Source organism: Chitinophaga sp. SYP-B3965 (genome assembly GCF_009647655.1).
Classification (GTDB): Bacteria; Bacteroidota; Bacteroidia; order Chitinophagales; family Chitinophagaceae; genus Chitinophaga.
Genome location: NZ_WJFD01000002.1, coordinates 344,645 through 361,813 on the forward strand (window position 1 = coordinate 344,645; position 17,169 = coordinate 361,813).

A 17,169-nucleotide genomic window follows, 5' to 3' on the forward strand; every position below is an offset into this window, starting at 1 on the left:
GTATAAAACCGCGGTGTCAACCGCGGTTTTTGTGTATTTAGGCGGCATAACACTATTTTTCCCGATCCGATCACGCCCATCCCCCGATTATTGCTAGTTTTGCATATTCAAAATTCAGGAGGATCAGATAAGGATGAAGGCACCAATTAACATTGCACTGGTAGGTAATCCGAACAGTGGGAAAAGCTCGCTCTTTAATGCACTTACGGGATTGAACCAGAAAGTGAGTAATTTTCCGGGGGTAACGGTTGATAAAAAAACCGGTATTTCCCGCATTACCCCTCAGCTGGATGCAACCATTATTGACCTGCCCGGTACCTATAGCCTTTATCCTAAAAGCGCGGATGAATTTGTGACCTATGATGTGCTCCTCAACCCCAAAGGGGAAGACAGGCCCACCATGATCCTCATCATCGCCGATGCCTCCAACCTCAAACGTAACCTCCTCTTCTGCTCCCAGATCATAGACCTGAAATTACCGGTGATCATTGGTTTAACCATGATGGACCTGGCTAAGAAAAAAGGGGTGGAAATAGACCTGGCCGGCCTGGAAAGAGAATTGGGCGTGCCGGTAGTAGCCATCAATCCCCGGAAAAACAAAGGGATCCCTCAACTGAAAAAGAACATAGAACTGATCGTTCAGGAGAAATTTGGCGCACCCGCCAGGGATTTTATCGAAAATCAGCAGCTGGCCCCGGAAGTGATCGCAGACGTAAAAAAGATCTTCCCCGTAACCAGCGACTACGGCGCTTTACACGTAGCCGTTAATTATGATGAGCTGGAATTCCTGAATAAATCTCAGCAGCAGCAAATAAAAGAAAGTCTCCATAACCACGGATTCAATAAAACAAAAATCCAGGCAGAAGAGATCATGCAGCGGTACAGCCGCATCAAACATATCATGAACGTGACCGTAGTAGAAACAGATCCCCTGCAGCAACAACTGCAAACAGAAAGGATCGACAACCTGCTGCTGCATCGTTTCTGGGGATACCTCATTCTCCTCGCCGTACTTTTCCTGCTTTTCCAGAGCATTTTCTGGCTGGCCTCCTATCCCATGGATCTCATCGAAGCCGGATTTAGCGGCATCAGTGGATGGTTCGCCCAGATCTTACCGGAAAATAAACTGAGCGATATTTTCATTAATGGTATCATTGCCGGTTTAGGCGGTATCGCCGTTTTCATTCCGCAGATCATGATCCTCTTTGGATTGATCACCGTATTGGAAGACACGGGATACATGGCCCGGATCAGTTTTTTAACAGACAGGTTAATGCGCCAGGTGGGTCTCAACGGAAAATCCGTAATGCCCCTGATCAGCGGAGTGGCATGTGCCGTACCCGCTATCATGGCTGCCCGTAATATCGAAAACAAAAAAGAACGGCTGATCACCATCATGATCACCCCGTTGATGGCCTGTTCTGCAAGATTGCCCATCTACACCATCATGATCGGACTGGTGATCCCTAATAAAAGCATTCTCGGTTTCCTCAATCTGCAGGGCCTCGTGATGATGGGCTTATATTTACTGGGTTTCTTTATGGCCATTGCCATAGCTGGTGTGATGAAATGGTTCATCCGCATCCGCGAGAAGAGTTACTTCATCATGGAATTACCCGTATACCGCGCACCACGCTGGAAAAATGTGGGTACCACCATGGTAGAAAAAGCAAAGATCTTCGTAATGGATGCCGGTAAAGTGATCATGGTTATTTCCATTATCCTCTGGTTCCTGGCCTCTTACGGACCAGGCAAACCCATGGAAGAGGTACATGTGAAATATGAACAACTGAAAACACAAACAACGGACTCCCTGCAACTCGCAGACCTCGACAAACAATTTCAATCAGAAAAACTGGCCCATTCTTATGCCGGTATATTAGGCCATGCCATTGAACCAGTAGTAAAACCCCTGGGATTCGACTGGAAGATCGGCATTGCATTGATCACCTCTTTTGCTGCCCGGGAAGTTTTTGTGGGAACCATGGCAACGTTGTACAGTGTGGGAGATACGGAAGACAGTGATGCTACCCTCAGGGAGAAAATGGCTTCTGCCACAAGGATAGACGGAACGCCGGTATATACACTCGCAACAGGGCTTTCCCTAATGATCTTCTATGCATTCGCCATGCAGTGTATGAGCACCCTCGCTATTGTAAAACGGGAAACCCGCTCCTGGAAATATCCCATCATCCAGTTCGTTTACATGACAGCACTGGCCTATGCCTGCAGCAGGCTCATTTATGTAATTTTCAAATAAGAGGGAAACCATTACATTTGGAGAAATACGCTCCTGATGAAAATATTCCTCCCAATTGTTGGTTGCCTGATCAGTCTGTCCACTTACGCCCAGATCGATTCTTCTCAGCTGATGAAAGATGTGCAGACCTTATCTGCGGATAAAATGGAAGGCCGGAAAACCGGCACAAAAGGTAACCGCCTGGCCCAGTTCTATCTGCTGGACCGCTTAAAGCAAACCGGGCTGCAACAATTCAGCAACACATATGAGCAACCCTTCTATTTCACGCAAGGCGATAAGCGGATCATGGGAACGAACCTCTATGGTTACATCAAAGGGAGCACCGATAGTTTTATTGTGATCAGCGCCCATTACGATCATATCGGTACTAAGAAACCACAAACCGGCACAGACAGTATTTATAATGGAGCAGACGATAATGCTTCCGGCATTGGCGGGATGCTGGCCATGGCACAATATTTTTCTAAAAACCCACCCAAACACACCCTGATCTTTGCGGCATTCGATGCAGAAGAAATGGGATTGCAGGGCGCGAAAGCTTTTGTTGCCAAACTACCAGTACCTGCTACACGTATCCTGATGAATATCAATATGGATATGATCAGTCGTAATGATAAGAATGAATTGTACGTATGCGGCACCGCACTTTACCCGCAATTAAAACCATTCGTAACAGCTGCCGCCGCTACCAGCACAGTCAAACTCCCCATGGGCCACGACCGCCCGGAAGATAAAGACCAAAACTGGACCAACCAGAGTGATCACTACGAGTTCCATAAAAAGAAGATCCCCTTCCTCTATTTCGGCGTAGAAGATCATCCGGATTACCACAAAGCATCAGATGAATTCAGCCGGATCAATCCTTCTTTTTATTACCAGGCAACAAAGGCGGTGTTGAATATTGTACAGATAATAGACAAGCAATAAAGAAAAGGCCGCATCATACGATGCGGCCTTTTTTATAAAGATATTTTGAAAACCATTTCATTTGCAGACGGCCGTCTGCAAATGGCAGCCAGGAAAATTCATTTATTTCGTTTTTAAAAACAACCACCGCCCTCGTTTACAGCAAGATAAATTACCTGCAAAATTCGTTTGTTTTCAAAACAATCATCCTTCCATTTATTGTAAAAACTACCTTCGGAAAATTCGTTTATTTTCAAAATAATCACCTCCCATTTATAGTAAGAAACGCCACCCGGAAAATTTGTTCATTTTCAAAGCAATCTTCTACCTCTTTTGCTGTAAAAAACATTCCCCAGAAAAATGTCTTGTTTTTCAAAACAGCCCCGGGAAAAACGCACTCTCTTGCCTTTACCCCTCAAAAAAATCCCACCCGTTTAGAAAATGCCGCAGGCATTTTCTAAACGAAAAAAACTTATTCCCCCGGCCGCGGCTCAACCAGGATATGATAATAAGCCTTATTCATTTGAGAAGAACCAACATACTGCACCCTTGTTCTCGAAACACTTTCCGGAGACGCCACCCTTAATGGTGCATGCCCCAGTATCTTCGTCATCGCCTTATTTAGCAAAGGTTCTTTCACACTACCCCAATCCCCCAGTGCCAAACTTTCCAGCACTTCCTCATTCGGCGCAAACCCATTCGTATAATCTGAAGTTCCCGCAGAGTTAAATGCTTTGGAAGTAATAGGCTGAAGCCCCCAGGTATTTTTAGCATCATTGATCTTATAAAAAGTTTGGGACCCCACATTCTTACCATACGTTCTCTCCCCTATCAGCCACACATCCATATAAGGCTTCAGGCCATTGATGATCAGTTCACTGGCAGATGCAGAGTTATTACTGGTTAGAATAATGAAACTTTCCAGCCCCGCGCCGATATTATTAGCTTCGTCTGTAAAATAGGAATTGAAGAAATTGACGCCATAAGCATCCGTGTATTTCTTCATATTGAGTGTATTGTATTCTCTCCGGAAGAATACTTTCGTAGTACTTAAACCCTTTACGATGTTACTGCCGAGATTGATGGTAGAACGGGAATCCCCGCCACCATTATAACGAAGGTCCAGGATAAGATGTTTAACTCCCGCTGCTTTGAACTTCGCAAAAACGGCATCCACCTGGTTATCATATTCATTTTCATAACCCGCCTGTCCCCTGTCCGGCGCAAAGAAATTATATACAAAGTAACCGATCTTCTTACCATCGATGGTATATACAGAATCCATGTACACCGGGTTTTCGGAATATTCAACTACCGTTAGATTTTTAACGGAGGGGTTCATGGTACTATCACTCAACCCGTCTTTTGTCATGGTGTGATCGAATACCGTTAATGTATGATCTTTGCCCATGGCATCCAGGAATGCATTTACATCCGCATTGTTGGTAGCGGAAGAATATTTAAAATCAGTATTGTTGATCTGAAAGAAGATCTGTCCTCTTTTCATGCCTGCAGCAGAAGCCGGAGAATTCTTCTTCACGTATTGGATGATCCCTCCCAGCTTGGTACCATTTCCATGAAGGAACAAACCAACACTATATCCTGCTTCTTTTGTATTCCCGCTTAAAGAATTCTGAAGGTCTTTATAATTAGGCACCGCCCAGGAATACCGGTCGTCTGCATGTAGCAAACTTTCAAAAAAGCCATAAGGTTCTTTGGTATAATCCGGGGAGCCTGTGATGGAGGTGTTCCAGTAATATTCCTGTTTCATGGTTTTATAGATCCAGTCATCCACATAACCATTGTCGGTATTGGGAACAGAAGGGCTGTCTTTCTTTTTACAGGCAGTCATTAATATGCCTGCGGCGAAGAAGCATAGAAGGCATCGGAACATCGCGGAGCGCTTTTTCATAAAAACGTATATGAGATATTAAATTAGCTCTTTTTCTTTAGCTGCACCGTGAGCAGATCGTCCGGCCGCTTGTAAACATCGATGAATTGATCTGCATAACCTTTACGGCTGATGGTGATCCTGCTACCTGCCTTTACCCCTTTCAGATAAAAATGCCCGCAGGCGTCTGTCAACACATCATTCACTTTTGCATTTTGCACTGGTTTCCCCCGCTCATTGGTAACGATGCCGAAGAGGTTATATTGTTCATCTTCCAAATGAACGATCAGCACTCTTCTCCCTGCTCTTTCATGCATGCCCGTATTCCGGGGACCCGTCACCACATCTATCTTTTTAACCTTAACACCTGCCAGGTCTGCAGAATCCACTTCCCTGCCATTAATGATATAAACAGATTTTTGCTGGGCAAAGCCGGTCAGGGAAAAAAGAAGGAGAAAAGGCAAAAAGCGGTTCATAAATTATAATTATGCATAATCCATGCCAGCAATGCGGAACCCGCCACCAGCAAGAGAAAACCTATTCCACCGCCGGCCTGACCCCCTCAGCCATCAGCTCCCCCCGGATCTTCCGCTTCCATTCCAGCTGCATAAAACCATTCATCCCACTATGCACCTTATCATCAAACTCCTCCTGTAATCTGTTCATCTCCCGGAAAGATTCCAGGTATTCATACTGTATCCTGCTTTCATGGTCATCGGTGGTCAGCGGCATCTGCAATACTTTTTTCCGGAAGCGCTCAGCCACCAGCCGGGTGATGTCAAAATGCAGTTGTTCATGTTCAAGCGTATGGGAAGAAGGGGGCCTGGTACGTAGCCAGGAAGAGCTTTTCACCCAAAATACCTGTAAAACAAGCGTGATCTCCAGGGTATCCCGGAATTGCCGGCTGCTGCCATCAAAAGCGAAACTGGTAAAACTGATCGCTTCATTTTTTCCTGGCCCCGAACCCCGCGGACCGGCTTTGAAATCTTCCGGCTTAACTGCGCGCTGATGGTAAAAAAGGGTGTCGGACGCAACGTCTTCCGGCCTGGGATCTGTTAAAAAGATCACCTTTACCACTGTGCCGGAATCCTTGTTGGAAGAGGGTATAGCAGTATCCTGCAATAAAATGCAGCAGAATGTTCCGATGAAAACGAACGGGTTAAACATGGTGTACTATAAAGTTCGGAAATCTAATTCGTTTGCGCCGGTAATTTTAAAAGTATCCACTACGGCTGATTTCGGTGATCGCACAAAATTCAGTAATTTACAAGATTACCAAAACAATCATTCCATGTACGGCGGTGGATACATTTTCGACGAGCCCAATAACCGGCAGTTAAAGGAAGAGCAAATACACGATGATCCGGAAAAACTGACGGAATTTGAGGATCGCATATCCCGGGGAGAGAAGATCGAACCCGGGGACTGGATGCCTTCAGAATACAGAAGGCAATTAATCCGTCTCATAGAACAACATGCCCATTCAGAGATCATCGGCGCTTTGCCGGAAGGTACCTGGATCACCCGCGCTCCGGGATTTAAACGCAAACTCGCGTTGATCGCAAAAGTGCAGGATGAAATAGGGCATGGGCAGCTATTATATAATGCAGCAGAAACCCTGGGCAAAAGTCGTGAGGCTATGATCAATGATCTGCTCAGCGGCAAATCAAAATATTCCAACGTATTTAATTACCCCGCAGAAACCTGGGCAGATGTAACCGTGATCGGCTTTTTGATCGATGCGGCTGCTATCGTGAACCAGATAGCCAATTCCAAAGGTTCTTACGGACCTTATTGCCGGGCGCTGGAAAGGATCTGTTACGAAGAAAGCTTCCACCTGAAACAAGGGCACGATGCTTTTGTGGAACTCGCTGCCGGTACCCCCGCTCAAAGGGAAATGGTGCAGGACGCACTGAACCGCTGGTGGCAACCCATCATGCATTTCTTCGGCCCTCCAGATAAAAATTCCACCCACAGTGAAAAACTGATGCAGTGGAAAGTGAAGATGGCCAGTAACGACGATATGCGGAACCAGTTCCTGGACACTTATGTACCCAAGATCTGGGATATGGGCCTCACCCTGCCAGATGAAAAATTGAAAAAGGATGAAGCCACCGGCAAATGGGATTATTCAGATCCGGACTGGGACCTCTTTAAGATCGTGATCAATGGCGGCGGCCCCTGCAATAAAGAAAGACTGGATGTACGCAAATGGGCAGAAGAACATGGCCGTTGGGTAAGAAAAGCATTAATGAATCCGAAAGATAAAATATCCGCTCCCGTAGCATAATAATAACATGAACAACCAATCATTAGATCCCCGCGTAAACCGTCTTAAACTCAACGCCTCCGGCGAAGCGGTTACCGTACAGGAAGGAGAGAACTGGAATGTATTCGAAGTATTTCACCAGGAAAAACGCGGTGCACATCATGAACACGTAGGCTGTGTGCATGCTCCCAATGCCCAGCTGGCACTCATCTTCGCCAAAGAGCAATTTGGCCGCCGCAAAAAATGTGTAAACCTCTGGGTAGTACGCAGTGCGGACATCCTCGCATTTGATGCAGAAGATGAAGACATGTTTGCCAACAACGGTGAGAAAACTTACCGTGATGCAAGCGGATTTAAAGTGATGGAAAAGATCAACAAATTTAAAAAAGCGGCTAAAGAATCATGATCAATACAACGGCAATAAACGCACTGCTCACCGCTATGGCGGATGACGCACTGATCCAGGGCCACAGGAATTCAGAGTGGACAGGTCTTGGCCCCATTATGGAAGAAGACATTGCTTTCTCCTCTATGGCGCAGGACAAGATCGGCCATGCATGGGCCTTGTATAAGATCATGCAGGAAGAACTGCAAGGCGGCGATCCCGATCAATTCGCTTTTCTGCGTAATGAAAAGGATTACAAATGCTGCCACTTCGTAGAACATCCAAATGGTGAATACGACTTCAGCCTCATGCGTCATTTTTTATTCGACCATGCAGAAGCCATCCGGTATGAACTATTGCAGCAAAGCAGTTTCCAACCCTTGCAACCCCTTGCAAAAAAGCTCAAAGGAGAAATAAAATACCACACCCTGCACGCCAATGCATGGGTATCACAACTATGCCGGGCAGGAGAAGAAAGTCATGCGAGGATGCAATCCGCTCTCAATACCTGCTTCCCTTTAGCACTGGGCCTCTTTGAACCAGGCGGCGAAGCAGAAGAAATATTAATAGCAGAAAAAGTATATCCCGGAGAAAAAGCGATCAAAGAAATATGGCTGGACAAGATCTATAACATCCTTTCCGTAGCGGGATTAAATCTCCCGGCAGAAAAAGATGCAGAACCAGTATATGGTGGCCGCAAAGGATATCATAGCATATACCTGCAACCACTGCTGGAAGAAATGGGTGCCGTATTCCGTACAGACCCCGCAGCAATCTGGTAATCATGGAAGTGAACGAACAAAATATCTACAAAGCGCTGGAACTGGTCATGGACCCGGAGATTCCCGTACTCAATGTACTGGACCTGGGCATGATCACCTCCGTTACGTTTTCTGATAAAGGGGTGCATGTTAAAATGATCCCCACTTTCGCCGCATGCCCCGCCGTAGAATTGATCCGGCGGAATATCCATTCCGTATTGCAGGATTATTTACACACAGAGATAATAGTAGAAATAGATAAGACCGAGTCCTGGAACAGCAACCGGATGACCGAAACGGCAAAGCAAAAACTAAAGGACTTTGGTATTGCCCCTCCGAAGGTCTATAACGGAGAGGACTACTCGGAATACTTCCTCGGCACCACCTGTCCTCATTGCAGCAGTAAAGACACTTACCTGCGCTCACCATTTGGCTCCACCCTCTGCCGTGCCATCCATTTTTGCAAAGATTGCGGCCAGGTGTTTGAGCATTTCAAACCGCTGGATTAATGTAGTATATTGCCATCATGAAAATCGGTTTATACTTCGGTTCTTTCAACCCTATACACACGGGCCATATGATCATCGCCAATTTTATGGCGTATCATACAGACCTGGATAAAGTTTGGTTGGTAGTGTCTCCGCACAACCCGTTGAAAGCCTCTTCCAGCCTGCTCAACGAACATCATCGTTTTCACATGGCCGAAATGGCCGTACAGGATGAGCCCCGCTTACGGGTGAGTAATATTGAATTCTCCCTGCCACGCCCCTCCTTCACCATAGATACATTAACCTATATGACGGAGAAATTTCCCACGCAGGAATTTGTGGTGATCATGGGTAGCGACAGTTTTCAGAACATCACCCGCTGGAAGAATTATGAACAGTTAATAGCCAACTACGCCATTTACGTATATAATCGCCCGGGTTTTGAGATCACGGAAACGCATGGCGCAAAAGTGCAGATCGTGAATGCGCCCATGCTGGACATCTCTTCCAGTAACATCCGCAAATGGATCCAGGAAGGTAAATCCGTAAGATATATGGTGCCGGACTCCATCTGGAAATATATGTCTGATAATAACTATTATAAGGGATGATCAACAAACTGTGGAATTAATCCCCCGAATTTTTCATCTGCTTTTCCTTTCCGTGCGCCGTTTTCACAATTTTAACTTCTCTTTTCTTCACGAGATATTCATTGGAGTAGATCTTTAAAAGCACAATGAACAGGGAGATCAGCAAGGGCCCGAAGATCAACCCGATAAAACCAAAAAGGCTCACGCCAATGATCACACCAAAGATGGTGATCAGCGGATGCACATCCCCGATCTTCTTAGCCACCATCATCCTGAATAGATTATCAGAAGTACCTACCACACCAAACCCATAAACTAATACAGCAATACCCTGCCATGTTTGTCCGGCAGAAAGCAGGAAAATGCCCATGGGTACGTAAACAGCAGCAGCTCCGATAATAGGTAGCATGGCTGTAAAGCAGGTTACCACAAACCAGAATACAGGCTGCGGCACACCGAAAATAAGATATCCTACCAGGGATAACACCCCTTGTATCAGTGCTATCAAGGGAATACCAATAGCATTGCTCACCACCATGTTCTTCGTTTCTTTCGCCAGCAACTCTACGTTCTCATCTTTCAACGGAATATATTCCCATAACGCTTCTTCCATTTCCCGCGCATTCACCAGCATAAAATACAGGATAAAGTACATGATGGCAATAGCCGTCAGCGTGTTGAAAGTGGCGCCCACAAAGCTCGGCAACACATTCGTAATATATTCCTGTAGTTTCTGCAAACGAGCCTCCGTCATCATGTTAATCCCCACAGATTGCTGCAGTTGTTTATTGAAGGCTTCCAGACCCTTGATCAGTTCAGTGGAATGCGTAATGGCATACGTTACTTTGGAAGTAAGCATATTTACTAATAAGCCAATGGGCAGAAGGATGATCAGGAAAGACAATACCATAATGAGCGTAGCTGCCCAACCCTTGCCCATTTTACGTTGTTCCACCAGGCGGAACATGTATCTGCGGGAAAGAATATAAAAAGTAACCGCCCCCAGAAAGCCAGGAAAAAAGGCGTACAGCTCTTTAAATAGGATAATGCCCAGAAAAGCAATGATCAGTAAAAAGGTGACCTGTTTAAGGCGTTCGTTGTCGAGGTAGCTCATAGTGGGTAATGTGGGTGGTTATATCAAACCTACGTGATTTTCAGTAGTTCACAAAGCGTGCCAGTGCCCCCGGAACATGGAATTTAACATATAAATCAGGGATCTGAACAATTGTGGAACAAAGTTTGTAACCTTTAAAGCGGAGTAGATGGAAACCCAACACTCCCTGAACCCGAATCTTTCACTTTAAAAATTCTAAACTATGAGCAGAAGTTCAAAAGCGGTGGTGTCTTTTATTGTAGGAGCAGCCGTTGGCGTAGCCGTAGGATATTTCCTCAATTCAGACAAAAAAGATGAACTGGTAGGAAAATTAAAATTCCAGGCGGATAAATTGAAAGATAAATTCCGCGCTAAAAAGCAGCAGTTTGAAGATGCGATGGAAAATGAATTAACTTAATGGTTCCTTTTTAGCATCTAAAAAATCAAATGCATGGAAGATAATTTTTCCAACTATTTTACTGAGACGGGCAAGGTAGCCAGGGAATACGTGGAAACCCGGCTCGATCTCATTAAACTACAGGCAGCAGGCAAGCTGTCAAAAGCGTTAGGTTTATTCTTCTCGCTGCTGATGGCTTTCCTGTTGTTCTTTTTCGTGGTAGTTTTCCTCGGAATGTTGTTAGGATTCTGGATAGGTGAAAAATATAACAGCAACACCATCGGCTTTGCCTGGGCTGCCGGATTTTTTATATTCCTGTTCGTCCTTATCCTGGTCTTCCGTAAGAACCTCATTCAACGCCCGTTGGCTAATTTATTAGCAGCAGAACTGGTAGAAGAGATAGACGAACAAAAAGAAGAAAAAGATCAAATGGCCCAATAATACTTTCCAAAAAATGGCGAAGAAAAAAGTAACAAACCTGGCGATGCTGGAGGAGGAGATCATCCGCCTGCGGCATAAAAGCCGTGGGCTGGAAAACCAGCTGGGTGAAAGGATGGACCACCTGAAATCCAATTATAAGTCAATGGCCATGAACACCGTGATACCAGGTGTTGCCAATAGCGGCGTATTAGGTTTTGTGGGTAAAATAGCGGGCTCTGCATTAAAGAGCGGTTCCGTAAAATCCATGCTCACGAGTGCCTTGATGACTGCAGCGGAATTTATTGCTGTACGTTTCGGCATCAAACTGTTCAATAATATCAAACAAAGGAAAAGCCGCAAAAAAGCTGCTGCCACAGGGAAAGAAGCCTGACTAAATTAGTCGCTCCAGACCTTTGTTCCCTCACTGCAATTAGCACAGATATCAATGTGTTTACGCCCTTTAATGATCTGGCTCCTGAAATTCAGGTAGCTTTCATTGTGCCATAACGTTTTGAAACTGGAAGTCTTCAGGTCTCCGAGTTTATGCGTGGCATCTTTATCAAAACAACAGGGCACCACTAAACCATCCCAGGTAATTACCGGAGAATGCCAGAGACGCCAGCAATGATCTTCCATCGTATTTTTAATGGCATAAGTACCATCTTCATTTTTACGATAGCGGGAGTATTTATCGATGGTAGGGATCAAACGGTTCCCTTCTTCATAATCATATACCTGCGCAGTTTTAAAACGCACCTCATCCACCCCTACTTCTAACGCCAGTTTTTTAATATCTTCTATCTGGTGTTCGTTAGGTTTTACTACCAGGAACTGAAAGAACACAAATGGTGTCTTGGATTTCAACTCCTTTTTCCACTTCACAATATTCTTAGCGCCCTCAATCACTTTATTCAGATGTCCGCCAACGCGGTATTGCGTATAAACATCTTGTGTAGTTCCGTCAATAGAAATGATCAGCCTGTCCAGCCCGCTTTCTACCGTTTTTTTGGCATTGGCATCCGTGAGATAGTGCGCATTGGTAGAAGTAGCCGTATAGATCCCTTTCCCCGAAGCATATTTTACCATATCCAGGAAGGCCGTATTCAGATAAGGTTCCCCCTGGAAATAAAAGATCAGGTACAGCAGATCTTTATGCAATTCATCGATCGTTTTCCGGAAGAATTCATTATCCAGCATGCCGGTAGGCCTGGTAAAAGCCCTCAGCCCACTGGGGCATTCCGGACAGCGGAGATTACAGGATGTGGTCGGCTCAAAGGAAATGGAAATAGGAAAGCCCCATTGAATAGGTTTCTTTCTCCACTTGCTCCAGTAAAAACTGCCTAATACTTTCCCCGCGTTCCAGCCACGGCGTAAAGTGAATTTTGACAGAAAATTCAACGAGTCGTTTATGTTCAGTTTGGGCATAATTCGGGCCTCTTTAAGAGGCTAAATTTACTACAACTATATGGGCTTTCATGCATAGCACAAAAAATTGCCCTATACTTGCTGCTGAATTTCATAGCACACCAGTTAAGAATGGCAAGAAGTAAACGCGTGCGTCGCCGCCCCCTTATCTACATTTTTATAGTCATCGGCCTGGCCGGAGCCGCTGCTGCATGGTGGTTGCTGAGGGGAAAAGAGCCCATGACATTTGTACGGTATGAGGAATTTGGCATAGATATGCCCGTGAATTATTCCATCCACGGCATCGATATTTCTAAATTCCAGGGCAATGTGAACTGGATGGCTGTCAGGCAAATGCAGGTAGATGAAATTCGTATATCCTTTGCCTTTATTAAAGCCACCGAAGGCATCAGCCGCCAGGACGGCACTTTTCAAAGGAATTGGGAAAAAGCCAAAGAAGCCGGCGTGATCCGCGGGGCCTATCACTTTTTCTACTCCACGCGGGACCCCATCAAACAAGCCATCAATTTCCGGAATGTGGTACAGCTGGAATCCGGAGATCTCCCCCCCGTATTAGACATAGAAGTACATAATAATCAACCTCCCGCCGTGATCCGCAGCACAGCACGTATCTGGCTGGAAGACATGGAAAAAGCCTACGGCGTAAAACCCATCATCTATACCAATATTCATTTTTACGAAACGTACCTGGGAAAGGAATTTGACGATTATCCACTCTGGGTGGCCCATTATTATCAGAAGGACAAACCCCGCAGTGCCCGGAACTGGGTTTTCTGGCAACACAGCGATATCGGCCACGTGAATGGCATCAGAACAACCGTAGATTTTAATGTTTTCAGGGGAGACAGTACAGACCTCTTAAAGCTGTGTATTCCGTAACTTTATAACATGGAAGAAGAACCCAAAGATAATTTCGACTGGAAGCTGCTGCAATTCTTTGTGAAGATCATCCGCACCATATTCATTGGGCTGTTCCTGATGATGATCGATATTTTTACGGGGATGTATCTTGGCTTTGGGATTCCGGAGGAATCTACCCCCACAAGGCTAACGCTTTTCTATATTTGGTTCGGGCTGAGTATGGGGGCTTACATTTATTTCCTCTGGCGTGTATGGCGTAAGAAAATGCCAGCCCCCTGATCTGATTATTTGGAAGAAGTGGCGCCTAATGTTTGTGTCCAGATATTTCCTGCACGAGCCACGGCCATTTCCTTGTAATTCGCACTCATCATATTTTGGCAGTGCTTTTCACTTTTAAACCAGCCATCCACCACAGCCTGTTCCGTAGCAGGTCCTGAAGCAATATTCTCACCAGACCAGGAAGCTTTATAACCAGCATCTGCAATGCGCTTTTGCGGCGTAACGCCATTAGGCGTATTGTGTGCAAAGTATTTACGGTCCAGCATATCCTTACTGTGTTGGGCTGCAGCCAGCTCCAGGTAAATGTTCCAGGTAAGTGGTGCTACCGGAGGCATCACCGTATTACCGCAATTACATCCTTTGGCACGTACAGTATTAATAAGAGAAAGCAGCACATCTTTATTGACATTATTTTGAAACACAGGAACAGTTCCCGGCTCTTGGGTGGTAGGAGGTTCTTGTAATTCCGGTGTTAACGGCGCTTCCTTTGTACACGCAGTGGCGAACAACAAAACTGAAAGAACAAAAGGTAATAAACGGTTATAATTTGGTAACATGTAAAATCCCAGTTAAAATGAAAAATAGGTACTGGGCTTTTGATAGGAAAAAGGTTAAAGCAAAACGATGGTTCTTTCAGAGGAAGGGTTAAAAAGGAAAAGAATAAATCTTTATTCCGGACCAAAGGTAATGGGCCGGGCTGAATAAAGCACTGGGGGCTTGCAAAAAATATGTTAACGAAATTAACAGATTAAAGATCAATGTGGTATGACCTTTAATCTGTATCTAATCGGCTAGAACGCTTTAGGGACGGCCATTTCCTGGCTCCAGAAGTTGCCAACTTTGGCAACCCCCATTTCACGATAACTGCTGGTCATCAACACTTTACAGTGCGTAACACTTTTAAACCAACCTTCCACAACGGTACGCTCATTCAGCACACCGAGGGCAATATTTTCTCCCCAGGACTGCCAGATGTACCCCATGCTGGCAATTCTTTTTCCTCCATTTCCTCCATCCAGGTCATTATGACTAAAATAATTATTGTCGAACATATCCTTGCTATGTAACCATGCAGCCCTTTCCAGTGGCTTGCTCCATGTAATGGGCGCCGCCGCTGCCATAAAAGTATCTCCGCAGTTACATCCCTTTGTGCGGATCTCATTTACAAGTGATATTAATAATTGCTGATTCACCGGGTTGTCCATCACAAACGTTGTATCCTTTACTGGTGGTGGCGGTGGGGGTACCATTTCAGTTAATGGTGTTTTGCTGCAAGCAACAGTAAATAATACCCATAGCGATGCGCCTGCGATCATTGCAGGACGTAAGATTCCCTTCATCATGGTAGCATGATTTAAAAAAATGAACAATAAGAACCGAGATGGTTTACAGGAAGGCTACGGTAAAAATATGTTTGGCTTTAGTCGTGAGGATATGAGAAAAAATATGGTGCGTCCGGTTAAAAGGGCAAAACAAATGGACCATCGGACAATTTCAACGACTACGAGTTTGCAAAGCTAATGCCGGAATCATCTTTTAGGGCTTTCCTGCTTGTAAAAAAACTGTTAACGTATTGATTGTTAAGCGCTTGTAAATAGTTTCATAGATAATAATGTATAGGTTCATGTTAAAATACCATCAAAGGAAAACGAAGCAAAAAAAGTAACATTCCGCCAATTCGGTTTATCTACAGTTGATGACTTGCCAAATATATAAAATAATAATAAAATGTAAAAATATAAATGTCAGCTGGCAAATTGAATAGATGGCCCGGAAATTGAATTATTTGATAGGTAGATCGTATTTTTAAACACTCTTATATCAGCTATAAGATTTATATTAACTGTTACACATTGCTTGATTTCTTCAAAAGCTTAATATTTAAGTACAGCACAAAAAAAATTCGGTATGCAGCACAGGACTATAACCTGTTTTTTGAGCTGCCTGCCGTCAACGGCTTGCCGTTGGAGCGCCGCTATTTGGGAAAGCTGACCCTTTCAAGCGGTTTTGTTGTAGCATGTGATCCGTTATTAGGTCTTCATGATGCTTTACCTTTCACAAGAAGGATCCCTACCGGCGAATATCCCGTGTACATGGTATTATCCGGCAGCGGCAATCATCAGAAGAACACACTCATCAAACTCGCACTCTCTGATAAACGGGCGGTACGCTGGGAATTAGCCATGGTGCCCGGCCAGTCTTCCGGCCACTCTTATATTGCAGATGTATATTATGGTTTTACCGTGGATGCCGGCATAGGATGTATTTGCGATGCCCACACACAGAAACACTATAATAGTTACCTGGAGCGTTTCTTTAAAGATCATCCGAACGGTAATATTTATGATTCACTCTTCGCTTCCGCATTCGCACGAAACGGTATCGAAGAAAATCATAGCTTTAATTTCTATCTTCCGGCACGCCCGCAACAGAATGTGATCATGTTCCATACCGGTTATGGAGATGGCATTTATCCCGCTTATTGGGGATTGACGGAAGATGGACAAGTTTGCAGCCTGGTGATCGATTTCATGGTATTATAAATAATTCCGCCCATGTTAGCCATTCGTTTATTTCTGTTACTTTTCCTGCCAACCCAAACCAATGTTTTGGCAGAAGGGGATATCATTTTCCAATCCAATATTTCCCCGCAATGCAAAGCCATAGAACTAGCCACGCATTCCAAATACAGCCACTGCGGTATGTTATTTAAAAGAGGAAATGAATGGTATGTATGGGAAGCCGTACAACCTGTAACACAAACCAGGCTACAGGAATGGGTGCTGCGTGGCGATAAACATTTTGTAGTAAAACGACTCATACAAGATTCACTGATCACACCCGGTGTAATAATCAGAATGCAGGAAGCCGGCAATAAGTACATGGGTAAAAACTATGATAGTTATTTTGAATGGTCAGACGATAGGATCTATTGCTCTGAACTTGTGTGGAAGATCTATAAAGAAACACTGGATATGGAAGTAGGTAAACTGAATCCGCTGCGCACATACGATCTTAGCCATCCGCTGGTGAAAGCCACATTGAAAGAACGTTACGGAAATAAAATTCCCTTAGAAGAAAAGATGGTTTCCCCGGGGGATATTTTTGAAAGCCCGCTACTGAAAACCGTAGTTTCCCAATAAA

Annotated in this window: 21 protein-coding genes; 14 read left to right on the forward strand and 7 right to left on the reverse strand. The window is 44.8% G+C overall.

Annotated elements, in window-relative coordinates; genetic code table 11:
• Window positions 1-133 precede the first annotated feature (133 nt).
• Together feoB and GFS24_RS15460 are read left to right on the forward strand one after the other, a co-directional pair.
• Complete coding sequence (gene feoB / locus GFS24_RS15455) at window positions 134-2,260, forward strand: ferrous iron transport protein B (protein WP_153660707.1); 2,127 nt, start codon at window positions 134-136, stop codon at window positions 2,258-2,260.
• 36 nt (window positions 2,261-2,296) lie between these two features.
• Window positions 2,297-3,187: a M28 family peptidase gene (locus GFS24_RS15460; protein WP_153660709.1), complete on the forward strand. Its 891-nt coding sequence runs from the start codon at window positions 2,297-2,299 to the stop codon at window positions 3,185-3,187.
• Window positions 3,188-3,638: 451 nt separating this feature from the next.
• Here the strand turns inward: GFS24_RS15460 and GFS24_RS15465 are convergent, their stop codons facing one another.
• The 3 genes from GFS24_RS15465 to GFS24_RS15475 form a co-directional block, all read right to left on the reverse strand.
• Window positions 3,639-5,078 carry a S41 family peptidase gene (locus GFS24_RS15465; RefSeq protein ID WP_153660711.1) on the reverse strand — a complete coding sequence of 480 codons (1,440 nt, stop codon included), beginning with the start codon at window positions 5,076-5,078 and terminating at the stop codon, window positions 3,639-3,641.
• Between the two features lie 23 nt (window positions 5,079-5,101).
• On the reverse strand, window positions 5,102-5,533 hold the full coding sequence (locus GFS24_RS15470) for a carboxypeptidase-like regulatory domain-containing protein (RefSeq protein ID WP_153660713.1): 432 nt from the start codon (window positions 5,531-5,533) through the stop codon (window positions 5,102-5,104).
• 61 nt (window positions 5,534-5,594) lie between these two features.
• Window positions 5,595-6,224 (reverse strand): hypothetical protein, encoded by a 630-nt coding sequence (locus GFS24_RS15475; RefSeq protein ID WP_153660715.1) that lies wholly within the window; start codon window positions 6,222-6,224, stop codon window positions 5,595-5,597.
• On the opposite strand from GFS24_RS15475, the gene paaA reads away from it, so the two are divergent.
• From paaA to nadD, 5 genes are read left to right on the forward strand one after another with little or no spacing between them, the layout of a single operon-like run.
• Window positions 6,223-7,347, forward strand: a complete 1,125-nt coding sequence (gene paaA / locus GFS24_RS15480; protein WP_253906495.1) for a 1,2-phenylacetyl-CoA epoxidase subunit PaaA — start codon at window positions 6,223-6,225, stop codon at window positions 7,345-7,347. The genes GFS24_RS15475 and paaA overlap by 2 nt on opposite strands.
• Before the next feature lie 7 nt (window positions 7,348-7,354).
• Window positions 7,355-7,732, forward strand: coding sequence for a 1,2-phenylacetyl-CoA epoxidase subunit B (locus GFS24_RS15485; protein WP_153660717.1), 378 nt, complete (start codon window positions 7,355-7,357; stop codon window positions 7,730-7,732).
• Window positions 7,729-8,493, forward strand: coding sequence for a 1,2-phenylacetyl-CoA epoxidase subunit PaaC (gene paaC, locus GFS24_RS15490; protein ID WP_153660719.1), 765 nt, complete (start codon window positions 7,729-7,731; stop codon window positions 8,491-8,493). The genes GFS24_RS15485 and paaC overlap by 4 nt, the downstream gene beginning before the upstream one ends.
• A 2-nt stretch (window positions 8,494-8,495) precedes the next feature.
• Window positions 8,496-8,981: a 1,2-phenylacetyl-CoA epoxidase subunit PaaD gene (gene paaD / locus GFS24_RS15495; protein WP_153660721.1), complete on the forward strand. Its 486-nt coding sequence runs from the start codon at window positions 8,496-8,498 to the stop codon at window positions 8,979-8,981.
• Between the two features lie 17 nt (window positions 8,982-8,998).
• A complete protein-coding gene (gene nadD / locus GFS24_RS15500) occupies window positions 8,999-9,571 on the forward strand; it encodes a nicotinate (nicotinamide) nucleotide adenylyltransferase (RefSeq protein WP_153660724.1) in 573 nt (190 codons plus the stop codon).
• 16 nt (window positions 9,572-9,587) lie between these two features.
• On the opposite strand, the gene GFS24_RS15505 is transcribed toward nadD, so the two are convergent.
• On the reverse strand, window positions 9,588-10,664 hold the full coding sequence (locus tag GFS24_RS15505; protein WP_153660726.1) for an AI-2E family transporter: 1,077 nt from the start codon (window positions 10,662-10,664) through the stop codon (window positions 9,588-9,590).
• Window positions 10,665-10,866: 202 nt separating this feature from the next.
• On the opposite strand from GFS24_RS15505, the gene GFS24_RS15510 reads away from it, so the two are divergent.
• The 3 genes from GFS24_RS15510 to GFS24_RS15520 are packed head-to-tail and all read left to right on the forward strand — an operon-like array spanning window position 10,867 to window position 11,851.
• Window positions 10,867-11,061, forward strand: a complete 195-nt coding sequence (locus GFS24_RS15510) for a YtxH domain-containing protein (RefSeq protein WP_153660728.1) — start codon at window positions 10,867-10,869, stop codon at window positions 11,059-11,061.
• A 33-nt stretch (window positions 11,062-11,094) separates the two neighbouring features.
• A complete protein-coding gene (locus tag GFS24_RS15515; RefSeq protein WP_153660730.1) occupies window positions 11,095-11,481 on the forward strand; it encodes a hypothetical protein in 387 nt (128 codons plus the stop codon).
• 13 nt (window positions 11,482-11,494) lie between these two features.
• A complete protein-coding gene (locus GFS24_RS15520; RefSeq protein ID WP_153660732.1) occupies window positions 11,495-11,851 on the forward strand; it encodes a hypothetical protein in 357 nt (118 codons plus the stop codon).
• 5 nt (window positions 11,852-11,856) lie between these two features.
• Here the strand turns inward: GFS24_RS15520 and GFS24_RS15525 are convergent, their stop codons facing one another.
• Window positions 11,857-12,885, reverse strand: a complete 1,029-nt coding sequence (locus GFS24_RS15525; RefSeq protein WP_153660734.1) for an SPASM domain-containing protein — start codon at window positions 12,883-12,885, stop codon at window positions 11,857-11,859.
• Window positions 12,886-12,996: 111 nt separating this feature from the next.
• Here GFS24_RS15525 and GFS24_RS15530 point away from each other — a divergent pair, with 111 nt between their 5' ends.
• Window positions 12,997-13,764 carry a glycoside hydrolase family 25 protein gene (locus GFS24_RS15530; RefSeq protein WP_153660735.1) on the forward strand — a complete coding sequence of 256 codons (768 nt, stop codon included), beginning with the start codon at window positions 12,997-12,999 and terminating at the stop codon, window positions 13,762-13,764.
• 9 nt (window positions 13,765-13,773) lie between these two features.
• Entirely contained in the window at window positions 13,774-14,025 is a 252-nt protein-coding gene (locus tag GFS24_RS15535) for a hypothetical protein (RefSeq protein WP_153660736.1), read from the forward strand.
• Window positions 14,026-14,030: 5 nt separating this feature from the next.
• Here GFS24_RS15535 and GFS24_RS15540 read toward each other — a convergent pair whose 3' ends face one another.
• Window positions 14,031-14,582 carry a CAP domain-containing protein gene (locus GFS24_RS15540; RefSeq protein WP_153660737.1) on the reverse strand — a complete coding sequence of 184 codons (552 nt, stop codon included), beginning with the start codon at window positions 14,580-14,582 and terminating at the stop codon, window positions 14,031-14,033.
• Between the two features lie 234 nt (window positions 14,583-14,816).
• Window positions 14,817-15,368, reverse strand: a complete 552-nt coding sequence (locus GFS24_RS15545) for a CAP domain-containing protein (RefSeq protein ID WP_153660738.1) — start codon at window positions 15,366-15,368, stop codon at window positions 14,817-14,819.
• A gap of 621 nt (window positions 15,369-15,989) precedes the next feature.
• Here GFS24_RS15545 and GFS24_RS15550 point away from each other — a divergent pair.
• Window positions 15,990-16,568, forward strand: a complete 579-nt coding sequence (locus GFS24_RS15550; protein WP_173003093.1) for a DUF4241 domain-containing protein — start codon at window positions 15,990-15,992, stop codon at window positions 16,566-16,568.
• 12 nt (window positions 16,569-16,580) lie between these two features.
• Entirely contained in the window at window positions 16,581-17,168 is a 588-nt protein-coding gene (locus GFS24_RS15555; protein WP_153660741.1) for a YiiX family permuted papain-like enzyme, read from the forward strand.
• Window position 17,169: the final 1 nt, after the last annotated feature.